The sequence below is a fragment of the Ruminococcus sp. YE71 genome, from assembly GCF_900119155.1.
Classification (GTDB): Bacteria; Bacillota; Clostridia; order Oscillospirales; family Ruminococcaceae; genus YE71.
On record NZ_FPIR01000003.1, the window covers coordinates 40,283 to 58,289 of the forward strand.

At 53.4% G+C, this 18,007-nt stretch carries 12 protein-coding genes; 1 reads left to right on the top strand and 11 read right to left on the bottom strand.

The features are described 5' to 3' along the window. Positions 1 to 30 precede the first annotated feature (30 nt). From BT142_RS03340 to BT142_RS03350, 3 genes are all read right to left on the bottom strand, one after another. On the bottom strand, positions 31 to 966 hold the full coding sequence (locus BT142_RS03340; RefSeq protein WP_072416794.1) for a hypothetical protein: 936 nt from the start codon (positions 964 to 966) through the stop codon (positions 31 to 33). Positions 967 to 998: 32 nt separating this feature from the next. Next, positions 999 to 1,928, bottom strand: a complete 930-nt coding sequence (locus tag BT142_RS03345) for a hypothetical protein (protein WP_072416795.1) — start codon at positions 1,926 to 1,928, stop codon at positions 999 to 1,001. 318 nt (positions 1,929 to 2,246) lie between these two features. After that, complete coding sequence (locus tag BT142_RS03350; protein ID WP_072416796.1) at positions 2,247 to 4,145, bottom strand: endo-1,4-beta-xylanase; 1,899 nt, start codon at positions 4,143 to 4,145, stop codon at positions 2,247 to 2,249. Between the two features lie 305 nt (positions 4,146 to 4,450). Here BT142_RS03350 and BT142_RS03355 point away from each other — a divergent pair, with 305 nt between their 5' ends. Further along, on the top strand, positions 4,451 to 5,452 hold the full coding sequence (locus tag BT142_RS03355) for a LacI family DNA-binding transcriptional regulator (RefSeq protein ID WP_072416797.1): 1,002 nt from the start codon (positions 4,451 to 4,453) through the stop codon (positions 5,450 to 5,452). A 73-nt stretch (positions 5,453 to 5,525) separates the two neighbouring features. Here BT142_RS03355 and BT142_RS03360 read toward each other — a convergent pair whose 3' ends face one another. The 8 genes from BT142_RS03360 to BT142_RS03395 all read right to left on the bottom strand — a co-directional run bounded on the left by BT142_RS03360 (position 5,526) and on the right by BT142_RS03395 (position 17,997). After that, complete coding sequence (locus BT142_RS03360; RefSeq protein ID WP_084659308.1) at positions 5,526 to 5,927, bottom strand: hypothetical protein; 402 nt, start codon at positions 5,925 to 5,927, stop codon at positions 5,526 to 5,528. Beyond that, positions 5,911 to 7,008, bottom strand: a complete 1,098-nt coding sequence (locus tag BT142_RS03365; RefSeq protein ID WP_072416798.1) for a phosphodiester glycosidase family protein — start codon at positions 7,006 to 7,008, stop codon at positions 5,911 to 5,913. Before BT142_RS03365 ends, BT142_RS03360 begins: the two co-directional genes overlap by 17 nt. Beyond that, complete coding sequence (locus BT142_RS03370) at positions 7,005 to 8,036, bottom strand: bifunctional glycosyltransferase family 2/GtrA family protein (protein WP_072416799.1); 1,032 nt, start codon at positions 8,034 to 8,036, stop codon at positions 7,005 to 7,007. Before BT142_RS03370 ends, BT142_RS03365 begins: the two co-directional genes overlap by 4 nt. A 103-nt stretch (positions 8,037 to 8,139) precedes the next feature. Then, complete coding sequence (locus BT142_RS03375) at positions 8,140 to 9,501, bottom strand: sensor histidine kinase (protein ID WP_072416800.1); 1,362 nt, start codon at positions 9,499 to 9,501, stop codon at positions 8,140 to 8,142. Next, positions 9,498 to 10,172, bottom strand: a complete 675-nt coding sequence (locus BT142_RS03380; RefSeq protein ID WP_072416801.1) for a response regulator transcription factor — start codon at positions 10,170 to 10,172, stop codon at positions 9,498 to 9,500. The genes BT142_RS03375 and BT142_RS03380 overlap by 4 nt, the downstream gene beginning before the upstream one ends. A 171-nt stretch (positions 10,173 to 10,343) precedes the next feature. Next, positions 10,344 to 13,094 (bottom strand): fibronectin type III domain-containing protein, encoded by a 2,751-nt coding sequence (locus BT142_RS03385; RefSeq protein ID WP_072416802.1) that lies wholly within the window; start codon positions 13,092 to 13,094, stop codon positions 10,344 to 10,346. A 426-nt stretch (positions 13,095 to 13,520) separates the two neighbouring features. Next, entirely contained in the window at positions 13,521 to 14,942 is a 1,422-nt protein-coding gene (mgtE, locus tag BT142_RS03390) for a magnesium transporter (RefSeq protein WP_242871907.1), read from the bottom strand. A 316-nt stretch (positions 14,943 to 15,258) separates the two neighbouring features. After that, positions 15,259 to 17,997 (bottom strand): glycoside hydrolase family 3 protein, encoded by a 2,739-nt coding sequence (locus BT142_RS03395; protein WP_072416803.1) that lies wholly within the window; start codon positions 17,995 to 17,997, stop codon positions 15,259 to 15,261. Positions 17,998 to 18,007 lie beyond the last annotated feature (10 nt).

The window sequence follows — 18,007 nt, forward strand, 5'->3', positions numbered from 1 at the left end:
ATTCGTCCGAATCGGTATCGGACTTGTGCATTATTTCAAGTCGATACCATTGATATTTTTGAGCTCGTCATAAAAGTCAACATAGCCACCTTCAACCTCTTTTCCGTCAAAGACGTACTTTTCAAACAGCACCTCGTCGAAGATGCCTAAACCCGGATTTTCCTTGGTGCCGATGACGCAGCCGTAGTTGCCGCCGAAGTCCGAAAGTGCGGCATAGTCGGCAAGCAGTGCTTCGGCCTTGTTCTTCAGATCTTCGCTGTCGGCGTTCTTCTCATCGGTTATGACTATCTCGATCTCGAATGCCGAGGTCTTGGTGTTGGCATAGCTCTTGATGTCCTGCTTTGCGAGCACGTTGCAGCTGTCAGGCGAAACGTAGCTTGTGAGCAGCGATCTGGCGCTATCCGTAAAGTAGAACGTGCTGTCGCTGCTGCGGCGAACCGCCAGATCAGTCCCGAGACCTGTCGGGATGATATCGATCTCATAGCCGTCAGCGGTGTAAACATTGTTTATCATGTCGCCCTTTTTGAGGTCATCACCGAAATACTGCGGTATCAGCTCGCTCATCTGCTCCTTGAACAGTTTATCCGATTCAAGCTGAAGCTCAAACTCGACCTCGTTGTCGGCAAAATCATCGCGCTTCAGAACGCAGTCGATGAGACGTCTGTTTCCCGTATCTACGAAGTCTTTATCGGAAAGCCTTAATTCTCTTTTTTTGCCGTCAACATCGGTGTATTCCACGGTGTAGGAGTGGTATTTGACAGGTATCCTGATGAGGGAACGGCTGTTGCTGAAATATGTGCCGCTGTCTTCAAGGGTGATGGTGTAGTTCCCGTCGAACGCCGCATCGAGCAGTTCAGTGTACTCCGTACCGATATCCACACCCTTGTGTATTTTTGCTATACCTACTCCCGAAACGACCGCCGCCACAGCCGCCGCGCCGATAAGTACCTTGATTCCCGTTTTCATAGTTTATCCTTCCTTTTTCAGTTATTTATATTTCAGAGTTTGATCGTTTTCTTTAGTGCCGTAATATACTCTTCGGCATCTGACTTTTCGCCGAGAAGAATTTCTTCACTGTACAGAAGTTCATTATTGCTGTCGTCATCGGGGTCTGTGTTCTTAATAATTCTGTACAGACAGTTACCGCCAAAATCCGAAAGTGCGCGGTAATCCAAAATGAATTTCTCCGTTTTGTCCTTATAATCCTCTGCCTTGCCGATCGTATCAGTATCAGTGAGTTTAACAGTCACACTAAGATATGCGTTCTTATTGTTGGCATAGCTGCTGATATCCTGCTTTGACAGTTCGAGGCAGGTATCGGGCGAGACCGACCTGCTTATATCTTCCCTGCACTCCTTAGGGAAAACTATGGAGTTGATCGCCTTGTCATACAGCACAAAGCAGGTCTCATCAATTGCGACAACGGAAAAATCAACGCCTTCTCCATTGTATCTGCGGCAATGATCCATATAGTTCTTGGCATTCGGCTCGACAGTATCACCGAAATACCCGGGGAGCTTCCCGGAGATCTGATCTAAGAATATTTGCGACGACTGCGATTCAAGCTGCTCTTTTAAGAACATATCAAAATATCTGCTGCGGTTGAACGCGACGCTTAGTATTTCACGCGGTGTGCCTGCAAGACCGATCCTGCTCGATATCATGAAGTGTCTTTCGTTGCCGTCCTTGTCGAAGTACTGCACGTCGTAATCCTTGTACCTTTCGGGCAGCTTGATAAGAGCGGTCGGGGCGGAATAGGTGCCGCTGTCTGTTACCGTCATGTTGTAGCTGCCGTCGAACGCCTTGTCGAACACGCCCTTGTACCTTTTCTCAAGATCAACTCCCCTGTACCACCACAAGCAGAACCCGCCGATAAGCACGATCACCGCACCTATGATACAGAGTATGATTTTTACTGCTTTGTTCATGTCGTTATCCCTTTTCTTGTGTATTTTTTTGGTAAGTCATCCAACTTACGGGTACATTATACACCATCATTTTCAAATAGTCAAACACCTGATTACCTGTTATCGGTTATCGATACCATGTTACAGGTTTTCGATATGGTTGAAATTTTCCATACGGACCGCCGCATATAAATACTTTCGCTCAGCCGATTATCACGGATCTGCGGAAATCAGAGCACCGATCATATCGGCTTACAAGTTCGGCACAAAACTATCCCCCCGAAGCGGTCATCTTAACGCTTCGGGGGGATTCTTTTATCAGATCAGTGTTTGCACAGGTCAGAGCGGGAGCTTATTTACGGTTCCGATCAGATACTTCTGAACAGCTGCCGCATCGTCAGCGGTGAGACCTGCCTTGCCGTCAACATCGGCTGCGAGCTTGCCCTGATCGCTGATGGTGTACTTGTCGGGAGCCTGAACTGACTGCATTATCAGCAGAACGTCAGCCATATCAACAACATTGTCGCAGTTTGCATCGCCGTACAGTATAGCGGACTCAACAGGCTCGGTGTACTCGATGCCGTCAACGATAGACTCGAAGCAGGGCTTTACGGAGTAATCGCTGTTGAAAAGGAGCGGATCGCGGTCGGCTCTCCAGCTGAGGTCATCGGTGGTGCCCCATACGACAACTGCGGAAATGTAGTCCTTGTACTCAACGATAGCGTCCATGATGTCGCTGTAATACTGCGCCTGAAGATCGAACTTCTTGTCGTTGACAGTCACGTCGAGCTCGGTCACCTGAATGTCGAGACCCGTCTTGCTGAACTTTTCGAGAGCCTTTCTGTAGGTAGCCACGCTCGGGAACGGATCAGCACCGCCGTTGTTGGTGGCGTTGAGGTGCGACTGCATACCGATACCGTCGATATAGTGACCGTCGGAGTTGATCTCCGCGCAGAGGTCAACGATCGCGGTGCTCTTCTGCATATACTCGTTGTAGTCGTTGTAGTAGAGCTTGCATCCTGCGGGAGCGTACTTCTTCGCGAACTCGAATGCGGGCTTGATGAAGGAGTTGTCGCCGAAGATCTGCACCCACGGAGATACCTGAGTGTTTGAATCGCTGGGGAAGCCCGGCTTTCTGGGTGCGCCTGAATCGTCAAGGCACTCGTTCACAACGTCCCACGCATAGAAGTCGATGTCGGAGTAATCCTTCTCGATAGCCTCAAATACGTTCTTGATGTAGTTCTCCATACGTCTGAGCATCTTTTCCTTGGATACCCATTCGCCGTCGGGGTCGTAGTTTTCCTTGAAGAACCAGATAGGAGTCTGCTGGTGCCAGACAAGAACGTGACCTCTCATGGGGATATGGTTCTTGCGTGCGAATTCAAGGATGGGCTTTGCGGTCTCAAGGGATACCTGCGGGTTCTCATCGTCGCCTTTTTCAGCAAGTGCCACGCTGGCGGCTCTGTCGAGAACGCTCTCGGGCTTGAGCTCGTTACCTGCGGTAAGGCTGTTGAAGTGCTTGCAGATGAGCTCCTTGGTCGAGTCGGGAGCCAGTTCGGAAACAGTGGTGGCGGTTCCGAACTTGAACATATCGCCGTACACGTTCTTGAGCGAAGGCGCATCGGGGTCCATATTGTTCGGGGAAGCGGAGATAGTGAAGTCATCTATCCAGAGGTCGTTGGCATCGCCCCATGTTTCGATATAGACGGAGACATCCTTCTCCTCGGAGCCGTATGAGAAGCTGGCGTTCAGCTCAACATAATCGCCCTGCGAGATGCCCTTCACAAGGTTGGTGTACTGCGGTTCATTTGAACCGCCCGGGGTGTGCTGGAGCGAGATGCAAACGGTGTTGTACCACGCCGCCTTTACCTTCACCGAGATGTCATACTTCACGTTCGGTTCGAGCACGCCGTTCAGCGCGAACGAAGGGCCGTTCCAGCTTTTGCTGCGTCCCGATACGGACATTACCGTCTTGCCGCTCGGCGCATTATCGTCCGTTACCGCCTTGATGACAGAAGTATCGCTGTCACCGCGCTTCGAGAACATCGAAACATCGCCGTCCTCAAAGTCGGTCGAGAACGCACCGCTGCCCGAAGATGCGAACTTTGCGGAAGATGCGAACTTTACGTTTGCGTTTGTGTCAGCCGTGACCGCATATACTGCGCTCGGCAGGGATGAGCAGGTCAAAGCCGCGCACAGGGCACAGGCGGAGACCTTTTTTAACAATTTTCCTCTCATGGTCGATCAACCTCCTAAAGATTCTGCATTTAAATTATACCACAGCTTAAAAAGTATGTCAATCAACAGGCACCAAATACCGCAATATTTGGCAACAATTTCACAATATTTGACATTTTTTTATACAGGCGACCCACATTCCCGAGGATTCGTCAGAATAAATTAATCTTCCGAACAGAACAAAATTAACCTCAATTATACAAAAAGCACTTGACAAAACGAGGGAAAAGAGATAAAATTAAATAAAGGCATGACTGCACAGATATTGCGGTGCAGTACGTAAAAAAAACGCTTCGGAGGTACAAATGAGCAAGCAGGTCACACTTAACGATATAGCTAAAGCGTGCGGAACGAGCACCGTCACCGTCTCGAAAGCTCTCGCTGACAAGAAGGGCATGAGTGATGAGCTCCGCCGCCGCATAAAGGAGACTGCTCAGCAGATGGGCTACGTTCCCGTGCGCTCCGAAACTGCGGACAAAAACAACCGCATGGTGGGCGTTATCATCCCAGAGAAGTTCATGCAGCCGAACGGTTCGTTCTACTGGGCGCTCTACAACGACCTGGTGGGCAAGCTCGGCGAGCAGAACTATTTCTGCCTTATCGAAATGCTCCCGCAGAAAAATGAGGACGAGCTCGTGATGCCTCAGCTCATCACCGAAGCAAAGGTCAGCGCACTTATCTCCCTCGGACAGCTGAACGCAGAGTATGTCGCCGAACTCAAAAAGCGCATCTCGCCGCTTCTGCTGCTTGACTACTATCTCGCGGATTCGGGGCTCGATTCGGTCATCACCAACGGCTACGGCGGCGGCTACGAACTGGCTTCGTATCTCATCAGAATGGGTCACAAAGACATCGGCTTCATCGGCACGGTCAAAGCGACTTCGAGCATCTTCGACCGCTATATGGGCTACATGAAGGCGATGCTCGAAAACGGGCTCACCGTGCGCCCCGAATGGACGCTCGACGACCGCTGCGACCGCGATTTCATCGAGATAGCGTTCCCCGAGAAACTGCCGACTGCCTTCGTCTGCAACTGCGACGAGGCGGCTTACCACGCTATAAGACAGCTGGAGGCAAAGGGGCTCTCGGTGCCCGATGACGTCTCCGTCGTGGGCTACGACAACTACCTCATATCAGAGGTCTGCCGCCCCGCCATAACCACCATAAACGTTGACTCCAAACAAATGGCGGCCTCGGCAGTAAAACTCATCACCGACCGCTTCGAGACCCCCGACACCAAACCCGTCACCCTCACCATCAGCGGCGAACTCATAGAAAAAGAATCCGCCAAAAAACTTGGTCAGTAGGCTGGCTACGGGTTTCCCAAAAGAAAACAGCACGCAACAAAAACCGGCAAGACTGTCTTTGCCGGTTTTGTTTTTATTTGGGCGAGGGAGTTTTGGTGCGTTTTAGTTTTCCGATGGCGAAGGCGGCGGCTGCGGCGGCTGCCATTGATGCTCCGACTATCGGGTAGACGGTCAGGAGGCGGTTGGTCGAGCCGTATATGTCGAGAACGCCTTTGAAGAGGCTCCCCACCGAGAACGCGGCTATGGCGGAGTTCCATAGGTTTATCACCGCGCGTGAGGGGACGGCGTTTTTCAGCGCCGCTATGCCGAAAGGCAGCGCACCGAACAACAGCGGTATCGCGAACGCATATATCATATAATACGAGTAGACCTCGTGGCTGTACCTCTCGTATATCGCTCCGAACAGTGCCAGAAACAGCGATACGCAGATATGCCCGATGCAGTTTTTCAGCGCACTCTTATCCGATGTATACAATGTCGCTCACTCCCCTTTCCTTTATCCTGCCGCTGGTCGTGGGGTTGTTTATCACCTGACCGTTGAAGTACATGGTCGAGGAACCGCCGCCGTCGAGGTTGTAGGCTGTCTCGGCGCCGAGGGACTTCATGAACTGCGCCAGCTGATACAGCGACAGACCCGCGCTCTCGCTCGTTCTGCCGTCGGACACCACGAACAGATAGTGGTTCTCCGACACGATGCCGATGGCGGTGCGGGGATTGCTCGCCATCGCTTTGCCGACCTCATCGTTCTCCGAGACGGTCACGCTGCCGTTCTCCACAAGCCCCGGACCGAACGCGAGCGCCTGCCAAACGCCCTGACCGACCAGCTCGTCAGCCGTGTACTCGCTCTGGCTCATGACCTTCATCGTGCCGTTGGCATAGATGCACAGCAGGTCGGAATCACTCGGGGTGTCGCGGTAAACGACGCCGTTTCGTATCACATAGCCCCGCTCACGAGCGCCGTAGTAGTCGCCGTTCACCGCAAGAATGGCGTTATTCGATGCCGCTATGGAAGAGGTCTTGTCGGTGACGTTCTTGCCGTAGGTATCGTCCGCAAAAGCAGTCTTGAGATACTCAGCCGAGGTCAGCTGAACGTCTGCGACGTATATCTTCGTGTCGTTCTGATAGTATTCCGTCAGGGTGATGCTGATGTTTTCGTCCCGATAACTGCTGTCCGAAGAGACAGTTTCGGTCTCGGTCTCAGCCGCCGAGGTCTCCGGACTGCTGTCGTCCTCGTCATCGGCCGCGGTACTGCGGCTGTGTCTCCTGCTGTTCGACTGACCGTCCGAGGATCTCTGACGGCCGTTCGTCACCGTGTCGCGGGTCTCATCGTCGGAGGTGCCGCCATCTGCGGCGGTAAGTTCGCTGTCGGCGGAATTTTCCTCAGTCATCCCCTGCGAAGCGTCGGCGCTCTCCTTCAGCGATTCAAACATAGTGGTATTTATCGTGTCGGCGTTAGTCTGATAGGTGCTCCTCAGCACGAAGGTGTCCAGCGAGATATACGCCGTGAACGCGGTCAGCGCAAGTCCGAAACAGCCTGCCCAGAGATATTTCTTCATGCGGATGCACGCTCCTTTCTGAAAACGAATGTGTGCTGGATGATGTAGCTGAACAGAAACAGCACCGTCTCGGTCACGAGTTTCGCCGCGTAGGTGTTGACCCCGACGGCGGACAGTGTTTTCAGTATCAGCGTGTTTAGCGCGAGTATCACGGCGGCGAGGGTGAAATATTTCACCGCCGAAGTCCCGACTCTGCCTTCCGAACGGAACACGAATTTACGGTTCAGGTTGAAGTTCAGCACGCTGCTGCAAACCCTCGCCGCGATGTTCGAGACCACCGCCGACCCCGTCAGCACCGACAGCAGGCAGAACAGCCCGTAGTCCGCGACGAAGCTGATGAAGGAGGACGCCGAGTACCTGAAAATCTCCCTGTAGATGCGGAAGGAATCCTTCACGGTGTTGAAGTGGGAGGAGGAGTTGCCGTCGAGGTAGACGGTCTGTATCGTGACCTCACGGATGGGTATGCTGCGTCTCGGCATCTCCATGAGGACGTTCATCTCGTACTCGTAGCGGCTGCCCGTGACCGACAGCATCTCGCCGATGAGCCTGTCGCTGAACGCCCGAAGACCCGTCTGTGTGTCGTAAATCTTCACGCCCGAAGTCAGGCGGTAAACCGTCCGCGTGACCGAGTTGCCGAATCTGCTCCGCAGGGGGACGTCCTTGTCGAAACGCCTGCTGCCGAGCACGAGGGAGTCGGGGCACTGTGCGGCTTTCTCGCAGGTGCGGATTATATCCTCGGTCTTGTGCTGACCGTCCGCGTCCGCGGTCACGACGATATAGGGCGGCTCGAAATTCGATCTGATATGAGCCATGCCCGTTTTGAGCGCCTCGCCCTTGCCGCGGTTGACATCGTGTACGACGACCGAAGCAAAGTCTTCCACAGTGCGGAACACGGGCGAAAACTCCTCGCCGCTGCCGTCGTTCACCACCACGATCTCGAAGCCGCAGGAGTGCAGCTCTCTGACCGTCCCGATGAGTTCTTTGCAAGGTTTATACGCAGGTATCAGTGCTATTTTCCTGAAAGTCATGGTATCGCCCCCCGATAACAAAAATGCTTTTTTCTTCCCTGCAACTAAAGTATACAATACCAAAGTTAGAAACAGGTTAGAAAAAAGCATTTTCACATAACTTTCAATTTTTTCTTATAGTCACCGTAAAGCGGCTGCCGACCCCCTCGCGGCTCTCGGCTTCAGCCGTTCCGCCGTGGAATCCCGCTATCTGCTTCACGAGTGCGAGCCCGAGACCGAGCCCCTTCGAGCTGCGCGACCTGTCCGAACGGTAAAACCGCTCCCAGATGTGCGGCAGGTCTTCCGCCGCGATGCCGATACCGTCGTCCTCCACCGAAAGCACCGCAGTTTCGTCATCGCCGCTCAGCTTCACCCTCACGCTGCCGTTTTCCTTTCCGTAGCGCACCGCGTTCTGTATCAGGTTGACGGTCAGCAGTGTGAACATCTCACGGTTGACGCAGGCGGTCACGGGCGCAAGTTCCTCGCTGACGGTTATGTTCTTGTCGGCGATTATCCGCATATCGGCGCAGACCGAACGCACCAGCTCCGACAGGTCGGTCTCGGCTTTCGGGTAGCGCTCCGTACCCTGCTCTATCCTCGTGAACATCAGCAGCGAACGTATCAGCCCCGACATCCTGTACCCCTGCTCCTGCACGGAAGTGATGACCTCCAGCAGTTCCTCGGCGTTGTCCGCGTGGTCGAAGCCGTATTCGCACTGGGCGAGTATCACCGAAACGGGCGTCCGAAGCTCGTGAGACGCGTTTGAGGTGAACTGCTTCTGCGCGTCGAAATCATTCTCCAGCTTGTCGAACATGGCGTTGATCGTCTGCGAGAGCTCGTCAAGCTCGTCGCCACTGCCGTTCGTTTCGATGCGTTTGGCAAGGTCGCCGCTGACCCGTATCTCCTCGGCGGTCTTGCGGATGCTCCTGACGGGACGCAGAAGCCGCCCCGTGATAAGATACCCGCCCCCGAACGCCAGCGCCAGCAAAAGCGGCATCGCGATGAGTATCCTGCTGTGGCTCATCAGGCTCCCGGGGAGATCGTCCTCCGCCGCGATCAGACCGCGGACATAAAGATCGTCGCTGTGGATGACGTGAACGCGCTTGTCACAGCAGTAGAACCCCTTGCCGTCGAGCTCCACCCGAACAGCTTTTCCCGTCCCTGCAAGCGTTTTTTCGTCCAGCTCCTCGTAGAGAAACAGCCCTGCGATATGCCTGCCGTGCTCGTCAAGGATCATGATCTGTACGTCCTCTTCGTAAAAATCGCCGTCATCGAGCCTGCCGTCCATGACGTCCTTCTGAAACCTTCTGTCGGTTCGCAGCTTCGAGGCGGTCTTGTCAACGGTGCTGGTCAGCGTCTGCATCAGCAGTTCCCTGTCGGTCCTGTGGTAGATGCCGAGCATCAGCAGGAGCATGATAACGCAGATGACCGTCAGTATCAGCGTAAACCACAGCGACAGCTTCAGTTTTATCGAGACGCGCTTCATGCTTCCTCCTTCATGACGTAGCCGATGCCCCTGACAGTGTGTATGAGCTTTTTCTCCCTGCCTGCATCGATCTTCTTGCGGAGATAGTTCATGTAGACCTCAACGATCTTGTCGCCGCCCTCGTAGTCGTATCCCCACACATGGCTCAGTATCTTCGCCTTGCTGAGGATATGCCCCTTGTTCATCATCAGGTACTCAAGCAGGTCGTACTCCTTTCCCGTGAGGGTTATCTCGCTGCCGCCGAGCGTGATGATGTGGCTCCCCGTGTCGAGGCACAGCTCCCCGAGGGTTATCCTGTTCGACACGTTTCCCGAGACCGTCCGCATCACCGCCATGATCCGTGCGATGAGTTCATCAAAGGAAAACGGCTTGACGATATAGTCGTTCGCGCCGATGTTCAGCCCTGTCACCCTGTCGCTGACGGTATCCTTCGCCGTCAGGAAAATGACGGGCGTGTTCTTCCCCTCAGCCCGAAGTTTCGAGACCACCTGTGTACCGCTGAGTACGGGCATCATGATATCGAGCACTGCAAGGTCGTAGTCGGTGTAGAGCAGCCGTTCGAGGGCTTCGCCGCCGTCGGAACAGCTGTCCACCCCGAAGCCCTCCTGTCTGAGCTTCTTGGTGATGACTTCATTGAGCGCCATTTCATCTTCGGCTATCAGCAGCTTCATACTGTATCCTCCTGTCCTGTGCAAAACCGCGGATGTTACCATTATTATAACAAACTGTCGTGACAAAGTCAATCGGCAGCGGTGCTTTTTCCGCTGATAAGAAAGGTCGGCAGTCTCCGAAGAAACTGCCGACCAGTCAGTCAGTCATTATAGATCTTTAAGTGGATCTCATTACTTGATAGTAACAGTGGTAGCTCTCTGGTTGAGGTTGGAAGTATCCCAGTTGCCGCCTACCTTAGCAACTACTACTACCTTGTAAGAACCTGCGGGAACCTTGGTCTTAACGAAGGTGGTGGTAGTTCCGCTAACCTGCTGCAGAACCCTCCACTTACCGGCGGTGTAGTAACCAATTGCATAAGCCTGAGCGTTCGGAACTGCGGTCCAGTCGAGCTTGAATGCGCTGCCCTGTACCTGTGCAGTAGCTGTCGGATACTTATTGGAAGTAGCGTTAGGAGTTACAGTGATAGCGTTAGACATATCGCTGGTGTTCCATACGCCGTTGAATCTTGCGATTACAGCAACCTTGTACTCCTGACCGGGAGTGAGGTTTTTCAGAACGTAAGAGGTGGTGTTGCCCTGTGCAAGAGACTGCCACTTGCCGCTGATGTAGCCGAATACTGCATAAGACTCAGCGCCATCAACTTCGTTCCACTTCAGCTTAACGCACTCGTCGCCCTTCTCGTAAGTAACAACAGGGTTCTTGTAAACCAGCTGTGCGGATACGTTCAGAGTAGAGGTGTAAACAGTGCCGTCGATAGTAGCGGTAGCAGTGTAGGTTACGATACCGCCTGCGAGAGACGAGGTAACTTCAGAAGGATAAGTCTCAACGTCGCCGCATACGGAGCAGATGGTCTTAACAGTTGCGGTGTAAGTTCTGCCGTTCTGTACCCAGCTCCAGATAGGCTCGCCCATGGTGTGAGGCAGAGTGTCGATATTGTCAACAGTCTTGGTCTGAACCTCGAAGTCATCGGTGTCCTTGAATACTGCGGTATAGGTTATCTGACCCTTAGCGCCGCAGGTAGCTTCTCTGGTGATCTCGGAAGTAGCGTCAGCCTTCTCAACGATATCGTCAGCAGCAGTACCGTTCAGGCACTTTCTGGTAGCGGTGCAGGTGCTGTAGTCCTCAGACCACTCGTATACGGGATCGCCGTAGTTAGCCTTGATGGTAGCGATAGCAACTTCATAAGTAGAAGTGGTGAATACTTCGTTATCGAATGTAGCGGTGTATACGCCAACGCCCTTGGAGGAAACGGTCGGCTCAACCTTTACTTCGTAAGATACCTTACCATCTTCAGTGATCTCATCGTCACAGTGTATGCAGCCGAGAACTGCCTTGCAGGTGTAGGTGTCATTCTCTTCGTCCTTAGTCCATGTGTACTGAGCTTCGCCGTACTCATGAGGCAGCTTCTCGATCTTATAGGATACCTCGTCGGAGAACTCCTCGTCGCCAACGTATGCATAAGCGGTGTAGGTGATCTTGCCTTCAGAGGTGCAGGTAGGTTCTACTCTGGTGACCTTGATATCAGCAACACGAGCCTCGCACTCACCGCAGTTTGTGCAGGAAATAAGTGCAACAGCGGTATTGTCGTCGCCCCAGAAGAACTGTGCCTTCCAGTTGTGGCCGATCGGATCGGTAGTAACGATCTTGGTGTCGTTGTACGTCTTGCCGCCGAATGTAACCTCAGCAGTGTAAACTGTCTGACCCTCTGCTTCGCAAGTCGGCTTCTTGGTAACCAGAACAGTAACATTATTATCTTCTACTTCAACTACGCTGTCGCCGCGGCTGCAGGTGAAGATTGCAGTCGCAACGGGATTGCCGTCTTCATCCTCATCCCAATCCCAATTAGGCTCGCCGTAGTCGTGACCGAGAGCGTCGATGTTATCAACTTCCTTGGTCTTAGTTGTGAACAGATTGTTCGTGAACTCTGCTGTATAAGTTGTCTTACCCTTTTCGGTGCAGGTAGGATCAAGGGTCACTTCAGAAGTAGTATCTACAACTTCAATGATATCATCCTCGTCAGTACCATTTAAGCAGTCAGCGAAAGCGGTACACTGGGAATTGTCATCAGACCAGGTGTAAACTGCTGCAGCATACTTAGGATTCTCAGCAGCGATCTCTACAGTCTTATACTGAGTCTCAAATACGCTGTCGGAGAACTTAGCGGTATATCTGCCGACGCCCTTATTCTTGATAGTAGGCGCAAGGATAACTTCATAGCTTAACTCAGCTTCGCAGCTGTCAACGTGGCTTGCGTCATGCTTACAAGCACGCTTTGCAGTACAGCCTGTATAGTTGCCCTTCTCATCCTGTACCCAGGTATATGAATACTGAGAAGCATCTACCCACTCATGACCTATCGGCTCGGTGATGCTGGTCTTCTTGTCGATGAATTCCTGACCATCGATAGTAGCGGTTGCAACAGTGGTTACAGAACCGGGCTCTTCGCAGGTCGCTTCAACGATCTCAGTAGTGATAACAGCAACGACACCCTTTTCTTCGCCGCACTCGCTGCACTTAACGGTAGCTACTGCGATGTTATTCTGGAGCCAGTGCCATTCTACTAATTCCCAGTTATGCTCGGTAAAATCTACGACCTGGGTCTTATCTACAGTAATACCCTTGTAACTAATGGTTACAGAATACTGTACTTTTCTTCCTTCATCGCAGGGACCATCCACGAGGATCGTCTTAGTAGCTGCTGTAGTGATAGAAGAACCGTCGCTGAACTTTGCGGTAGCAGTGGAATAATCACTTGCCCACTCAAAGTCTTCAAGCTGAACGTTTTCTTCCTGCGTATTCTGAATCAGCTGACCTAATTCAAGGTCCTGTGCGTTTGCGATCACTGATGCGGGAACGGAGCCTGCAAGGCTGAGTACTGCGGTCAAACCTGCCAGTGTGCGTTTCATAGTGTTTTTAGTCATTGTAATTTCCTCCTTGTATAGAAATGAAAATTTTTAGCGGACTCAAAGTGGATAATCATCCCACATTGGCTCGCTTGTTAACCGAATTGTAACGCCTTTGCTTTCAAATATTTCCATATCGGTTTGACTAAATCATTTATATAATATAGACACGACATAGAATTTTGAAGGCGTTTCTTGGAATTCATTAAGTGTTAACTTTCTGTATTCCTTATGTTTAACATTATAGCACAGGCTTTTCAAAATTGCAAGGGTTTTTTGAATTTTTTTGAAGATAATATAGAAATTTGTTGAGGTTGCACAACTGTGAACAGTTTTTATAAAACACTATGCGAAATTATTACGCCACGGAAACAAAAAAAAACAGCCGAATTACTAAAAAGATAAAACAAAATAGCACTGATACGTTCAGTATCAGTGCTATTTTTATGCCAGATGCAATACATTCAGCAGCAGTACCCAGCTCATCCCGTAGTACGAGACCACCGCCACAAGGTCATTGACCGTAGTTATCAGCGGCCCCGACGCTACCGCAGGGTCTACCTTTATCTTTTTAAAGAAGAGCGGTATCAGCGTGCCCACCGCGCTCGATATGAGCATGGCTATCATCAGCGAAAGCCCGATGCAGCCCGACACCGCAAACGAAAACAGCGCCGTCCGATGCTTGAACAGCATGATATACAGCCCTATCAGCACGAATGATATGCTCCCCAGCAGCAGTCCGTTGCAGAGTCCGACCCGCATCTCCTTCGACACCAGTCTGCCCTTCTGCTTGAACGACAGGTTCTCGTCGGTGAGCACACGTATCGTCACCGCCAGCGACTGGGTGCCGACGTTACCCGCCATGTCGAGTATCAGCGACTGGAACGCCATGATGAGCGTCAGCTGCGCCACCACCTTCTCGAAGGCGCCTACCACCGATGACACCACGATGCCAAGCCCGAGAAGTACCAGCAGCCACGGCATACGCTTTTTCATGCTCTGCTTCGTGGTCTCGTTCAGGTCTTCCTCCGAGGTCAGACCTGCGAACTTCGCGTAGTCGTCGCCCATCTCGTCATCGACAGCCTCGATGATGTTCTGCGATGTGATGACTCCGAGCAGTTTGTTTGAATCGTCCAGCACGGGTATGATGCTCTCCGAATAGTCCTTCAGCTTCTCGATACAGTCAGCCGTCTGCTCGTTCGCGTAGACATACGGGAACGAAGCCACCACAAGCTCATCGAGGGGTCTGCCGCTGCGTGCGGTTATAAGATCCTTCAGGTCTACCGCTCCGCAGAACTCATTATCCTCATCCACCACGAACAGCGTAGTGATATTGTCGTTCTCCTCCGCCTGACGGATAAGCTCGTTCATCGACTGCTTTATGGTCATACCCTCGCGGATGATGATGCAGTTGGTGGTCATACGGCTTCCTATCTCGTCCTCGTCGAAGGATGCTATCAGCTGTATCTCCTTTTTGATATCCGCCGAAAGCAGGTCGATAATGACGGTGCGCTTATCCTTGCCGATACATCGGAGTATCTCCACAGCGGTGTCGGTGTCGAGCTTCTCGACTACAGCCGCCGCCTTGCGTATCTCCATCTCGTTGAGGTATCCGCCTGCCTCGTCCTCGTCGAAGTACTCGAAAATATCCGCAAGCATCTCCGTACCGCACACGCGGTAGAATTTCTTGCGCTCCTGCACGGTGAGCGTCCCGATAACATCGGCGATATCGCTTCCGTGATAATCCTCAAGCCTGTTCATTATCGACTTGGGGGTGTCGTTGCTCCTGATGATACTTGTCAGCTCCTCGGTGTAGGCGGGCTTTACAGCCATTCCCTCAGAAGCTGTGATCTCCTTGTTTTCCATTGGTTAGTCCTCCGTTTCATTGATCTCTCAATTGGCGTGAGGGACAAATGGGCACAAAAATCCCGTATCGAAGGTCTGACGATACGGGCGCAAAAATATCATATCACAACAAATAAGGTGACGTAACGAGCCCTGTTCGCTGTGATAAAACATCTTCGCGGTCGTCCGTTTGACCCTGAACTGTCGCCGTTAGTCACTCTGTTCACCTCCTGTTGTGTACAAGCCGTCAGCAGGTCATCCGCCTGCTCCATACCTTTTTATTATAGCACAGAGCATCAGCGGAATTCCAGCAGATATTATTAACATTTTGTTTTTATCAGAACGGCTGAACATTTTCAGCTTCAAGACTGATGAGGTCAAGACCGCCGAGACTGAAATGCAGCCTTATTATCGAATACCGCGAGAAGAGCGGAACGTCCCCCGAAGTGAACGACACGGGTTCGCCGTCAGTACCATTATATGTGAATGTGGCGACCGCCGTTCCGAGACTGTAGATGGTGACGTTCATCTGTGCGGTCTTGCTCGACTTCGAGCTTGCCGTGAGGGTGAACCTGTGCATACCCGTTTTCCGCACGTCGAAGGTGAAGGAGTACTCGCTGTTCCTGCCCGTCTTTACCGAGGTCAGGTCGATGACCGCCTTTCCGTCGAGGTCGAAGACCTCGTTGCCCACGTTCTCGCTGCCGCCGTCGTCGGGCTTGTTTATCACCTTCACGGTGTCGCCTGTCCCCGTCATCCGCTCCATCGCGTGGGTGGTCATGAGGAAACTCAGGATGTTCTTCGCCGAGCGCTGAAGTTCGCAGCGTTTCAGACTGCCGTCCGCAAGGGACGCCTTCAGGTTATCGGGGTTGTGTTCGCTGTCGGCGCATACCATATAAACATCGTTCTGCGCCGAGACCATCGCCGCCAGATCCTGCTTGTCGGGAGCGCAGCCGCGGCGGTTGATGTCAGCCCACCAGTCGGTCATGACGAACCCGTCGAAGCCCCACTCGCCGCGGAGTATCGAGGTGTTCAGCCCGAAGCTGCCTGCCGTCCAGAGACCGTTCACCTGTCCGTAGGTGGTCATTATCGAGCGTGCGCCGCCTTCCCTGACGGCTATCTCGAAGCCCCGCAGATATATCTCCCGAAGGGCTCTCTCGGAGACCGCACTGTCGATGATGCGGCGGTTCGTCTCCTGATTGTTGGCGCAGAAATGCTTTATCGTGCCCTCGACGCCTGCGCCGTGCAGACCTTTCAGCTCGGCGGCGGCGATATGCCCCGTGAGGAACGGATCCTCGGAGAAGTACTCGAAGTTCCTGCCGTTGAGGGGGTGACGGTGGATGTTCATTCCCGGGCCGAGCAGGCAGTCAACATTGTTCGCCGTCATCTCAAGACCCGTGAACCCGAACAGCTCCTCGGTGAGCTTCCTGTCGAAGGTGGAAGCTATGAGCGTTCCGTTCGGCAGGCTGAACGCCTTTGTGCCGCAGTCGAGTCTCATTCCCGAAGGGCCGTCGGAACAGCATCCGCAGGGTACTCCTTTCCCCGAAAGGCTCTCGGACACGCCGCCGAAAGCCGCCGCAGTACCGGGGGTGACCTTCGGTGAGCACATACCCTCGCCGCGGACAAGACAGCAGAGGTCGTCGTCCGAAAGCTGTGCCACGAACTCGTCGAGGGTGCAGCTGCCGTTCACCGCGTCCGCGAGGGTGAGACTGCCTTCGGTCGGCGTTATCTCGTCGGGAAGGGCGGCTTCACGCTCGGCAGTCTCGTCGATCTGCGAGAGGGGTACGGCTTCAAAGCGCGGCTCGTCACCGCCGCCCACCATCCTCTCGAATCCCGTGACAGGTGCGAGCGCCTGTTTCAGTTGTTCCGTCACAACGTCCTCAAAGATCTCGAACTCGAACACTTCGGGCGCACTGCGAACGTCGCCGCCCACATAGAACCGATAGCAGCCCTTTTCGAGCAGCCACGCATAGTGGTGTCCCGAAGCGCCGCTGTCGTCATAGGACGCGAAGGCACTGACGGGTATTATAATAGTAAGGGTCTCGCTCTCGTCGGGGGCGAGGGTCGCCGTCTTGTCAAAGCCGCACAGCACCTTGGCGGGCTTGCCGAGACTGCCCTGCGGCGCGGCGCAGTAGACGAGCACCGAATGCTTGCCACCGAAACTGCCCCTGTTCGTGACCTCGGCGGTGATGGTGACGATACCCTCGGCTTCGTCGAAGCTGCCCGAAGCCTTCACCGCGAAATCGGTGTAGGACAGCCCGTAACCGAAGGGATAGCGCACCATGTCCTTCGCGAAGGTCTCGAAGTAGCGGTAGCCCACGAAGATGTCCTCGCCGTAGACGTCCCGTTCCCTGCCGTAGAAGAATCTGTCGGACGGGTGGTCGGTGATGGAATATGCGATGGTGTCGGGCAGTCTGCCGCTTGGGGAAACGTCGCCGAGGATGACCTTCGCCGCGCCGAGTCCGCCCGTCATGCCGCCCTGCCAGATGTACAGCACCGCGTCGGGGCTGTAGTCGTCCACAAAGCTCATATCTATAGTATTGCCCACGTTGAGCAGAACAGTCATGGTCCTGAAGTGCTTTCTCACGGCGGCGAGCATATCCCGCTCCCCCTGCGACAGCAGGAACGAACCTTCGTCGGCGGTGTTGTCCTGTTCCTCGCCTGCCGTGCGCCCGATGATGACCACCGCCGTATCCGAACGCGAAGCGGCGGCGCTCACAAGCTCGTCGGTCAGGGGCATCTCCTTCTGCGACCAGGGCTCGCCGCCCCAGCTCTCACCCAGCTCGAAGGGATTCTCTGCCGTCCAGCTGCGGTAGGTCTCAAGAAGCTCGGTGTCGAGCTTCGCGCCGAGTTCTTCGAGCCCGTCGATGACACCCGTCACCTTTGAAACATTCACCATGCCGCCCGAACCCGTTCCGCTCTTGTAGTAATCGAGCTGTATGCGCCCGAACACCGCGATGGTATCATCCCGCGAAACAGGCAGTGCGCCGTTGTCGTTTTTTAGCATTACGATGCCGTCTGCGCAGACCTCGGCAGCCTTTTCGATATATTTGTCCCAGTCAAGTATTCTTTCAGCCATTTATTTCATC

Bases quoted from the DNA above. Each gene is read 5' to 3' on its own strand.
- BT142_RS03340 (WP_072416794.1), bottom strand. From the start codon at position 966: ATGAAAACGGGAATCAAGGTACTTATCGGCGCGGCGGCTGTGGCGGCG.
- BT142_RS03345 (WP_072416795.1), bottom strand. From the start codon at position 1,928: ATGAACAAAGCAGTAAAAATCATACTCTGTATCATAGGTGCGGTGATC.
- BT142_RS03350 (WP_072416796.1), bottom strand. From the start codon at position 4,145: ATGAGAGGAAAATTGTTAAAAAAGGTCTCCGCCTGTGCCCTGTGCGCG.
- BT142_RS03355 (WP_072416797.1), top strand. From the start codon at position 4,451: ATGAGCAAGCAGGTCACACTTAACGATATAGCTAAAGCGTGCGGAACG.
- BT142_RS03365 (WP_072416798.1), bottom strand. From the start codon at position 7,008: ATGAAGAAATATCTCTGGGCAGGCTGTTTCGGACTTGCGCTGACCGCG.
- BT142_RS03370 (WP_072416799.1), bottom strand. From the start codon at position 8,036: ATGACTTTCAGGAAAATAGCACTGATACCTGCGTATAAACCTTGCAAA.
- BT142_RS03375 (WP_072416800.1), bottom strand. From the start codon at position 9,501: ATGAAGCGCGTCTCGATAAAACTGAAGCTGTCGCTGTGGTTTACGCTG.
- BT142_RS03380 (WP_072416801.1), bottom strand. From the start codon at position 10,172: ATGAAGCTGCTGATAGCCGAAGATGAAATGGCGCTCAATGAAGTCATC.
- BT142_RS03385 (WP_072416802.1), bottom strand. From the start codon at position 13,094: ATGACTAAAAACACTATGAAACGCACACTGGCAGGTTTGACCGCAGTA.
- mgtE (WP_242871907.1), bottom strand. From the start codon at position 14,942: ATGGAAAACAAGGAGATCACAGCTTCTGAGGGAATGGCTGTAAAGCCC.
- BT142_RS03395 (WP_072416803.1), bottom strand. From the start codon at position 17,997: ATGGCTGAAAGAATACTTGACTGGGACAAATATATCGAAAAGGCTGCC.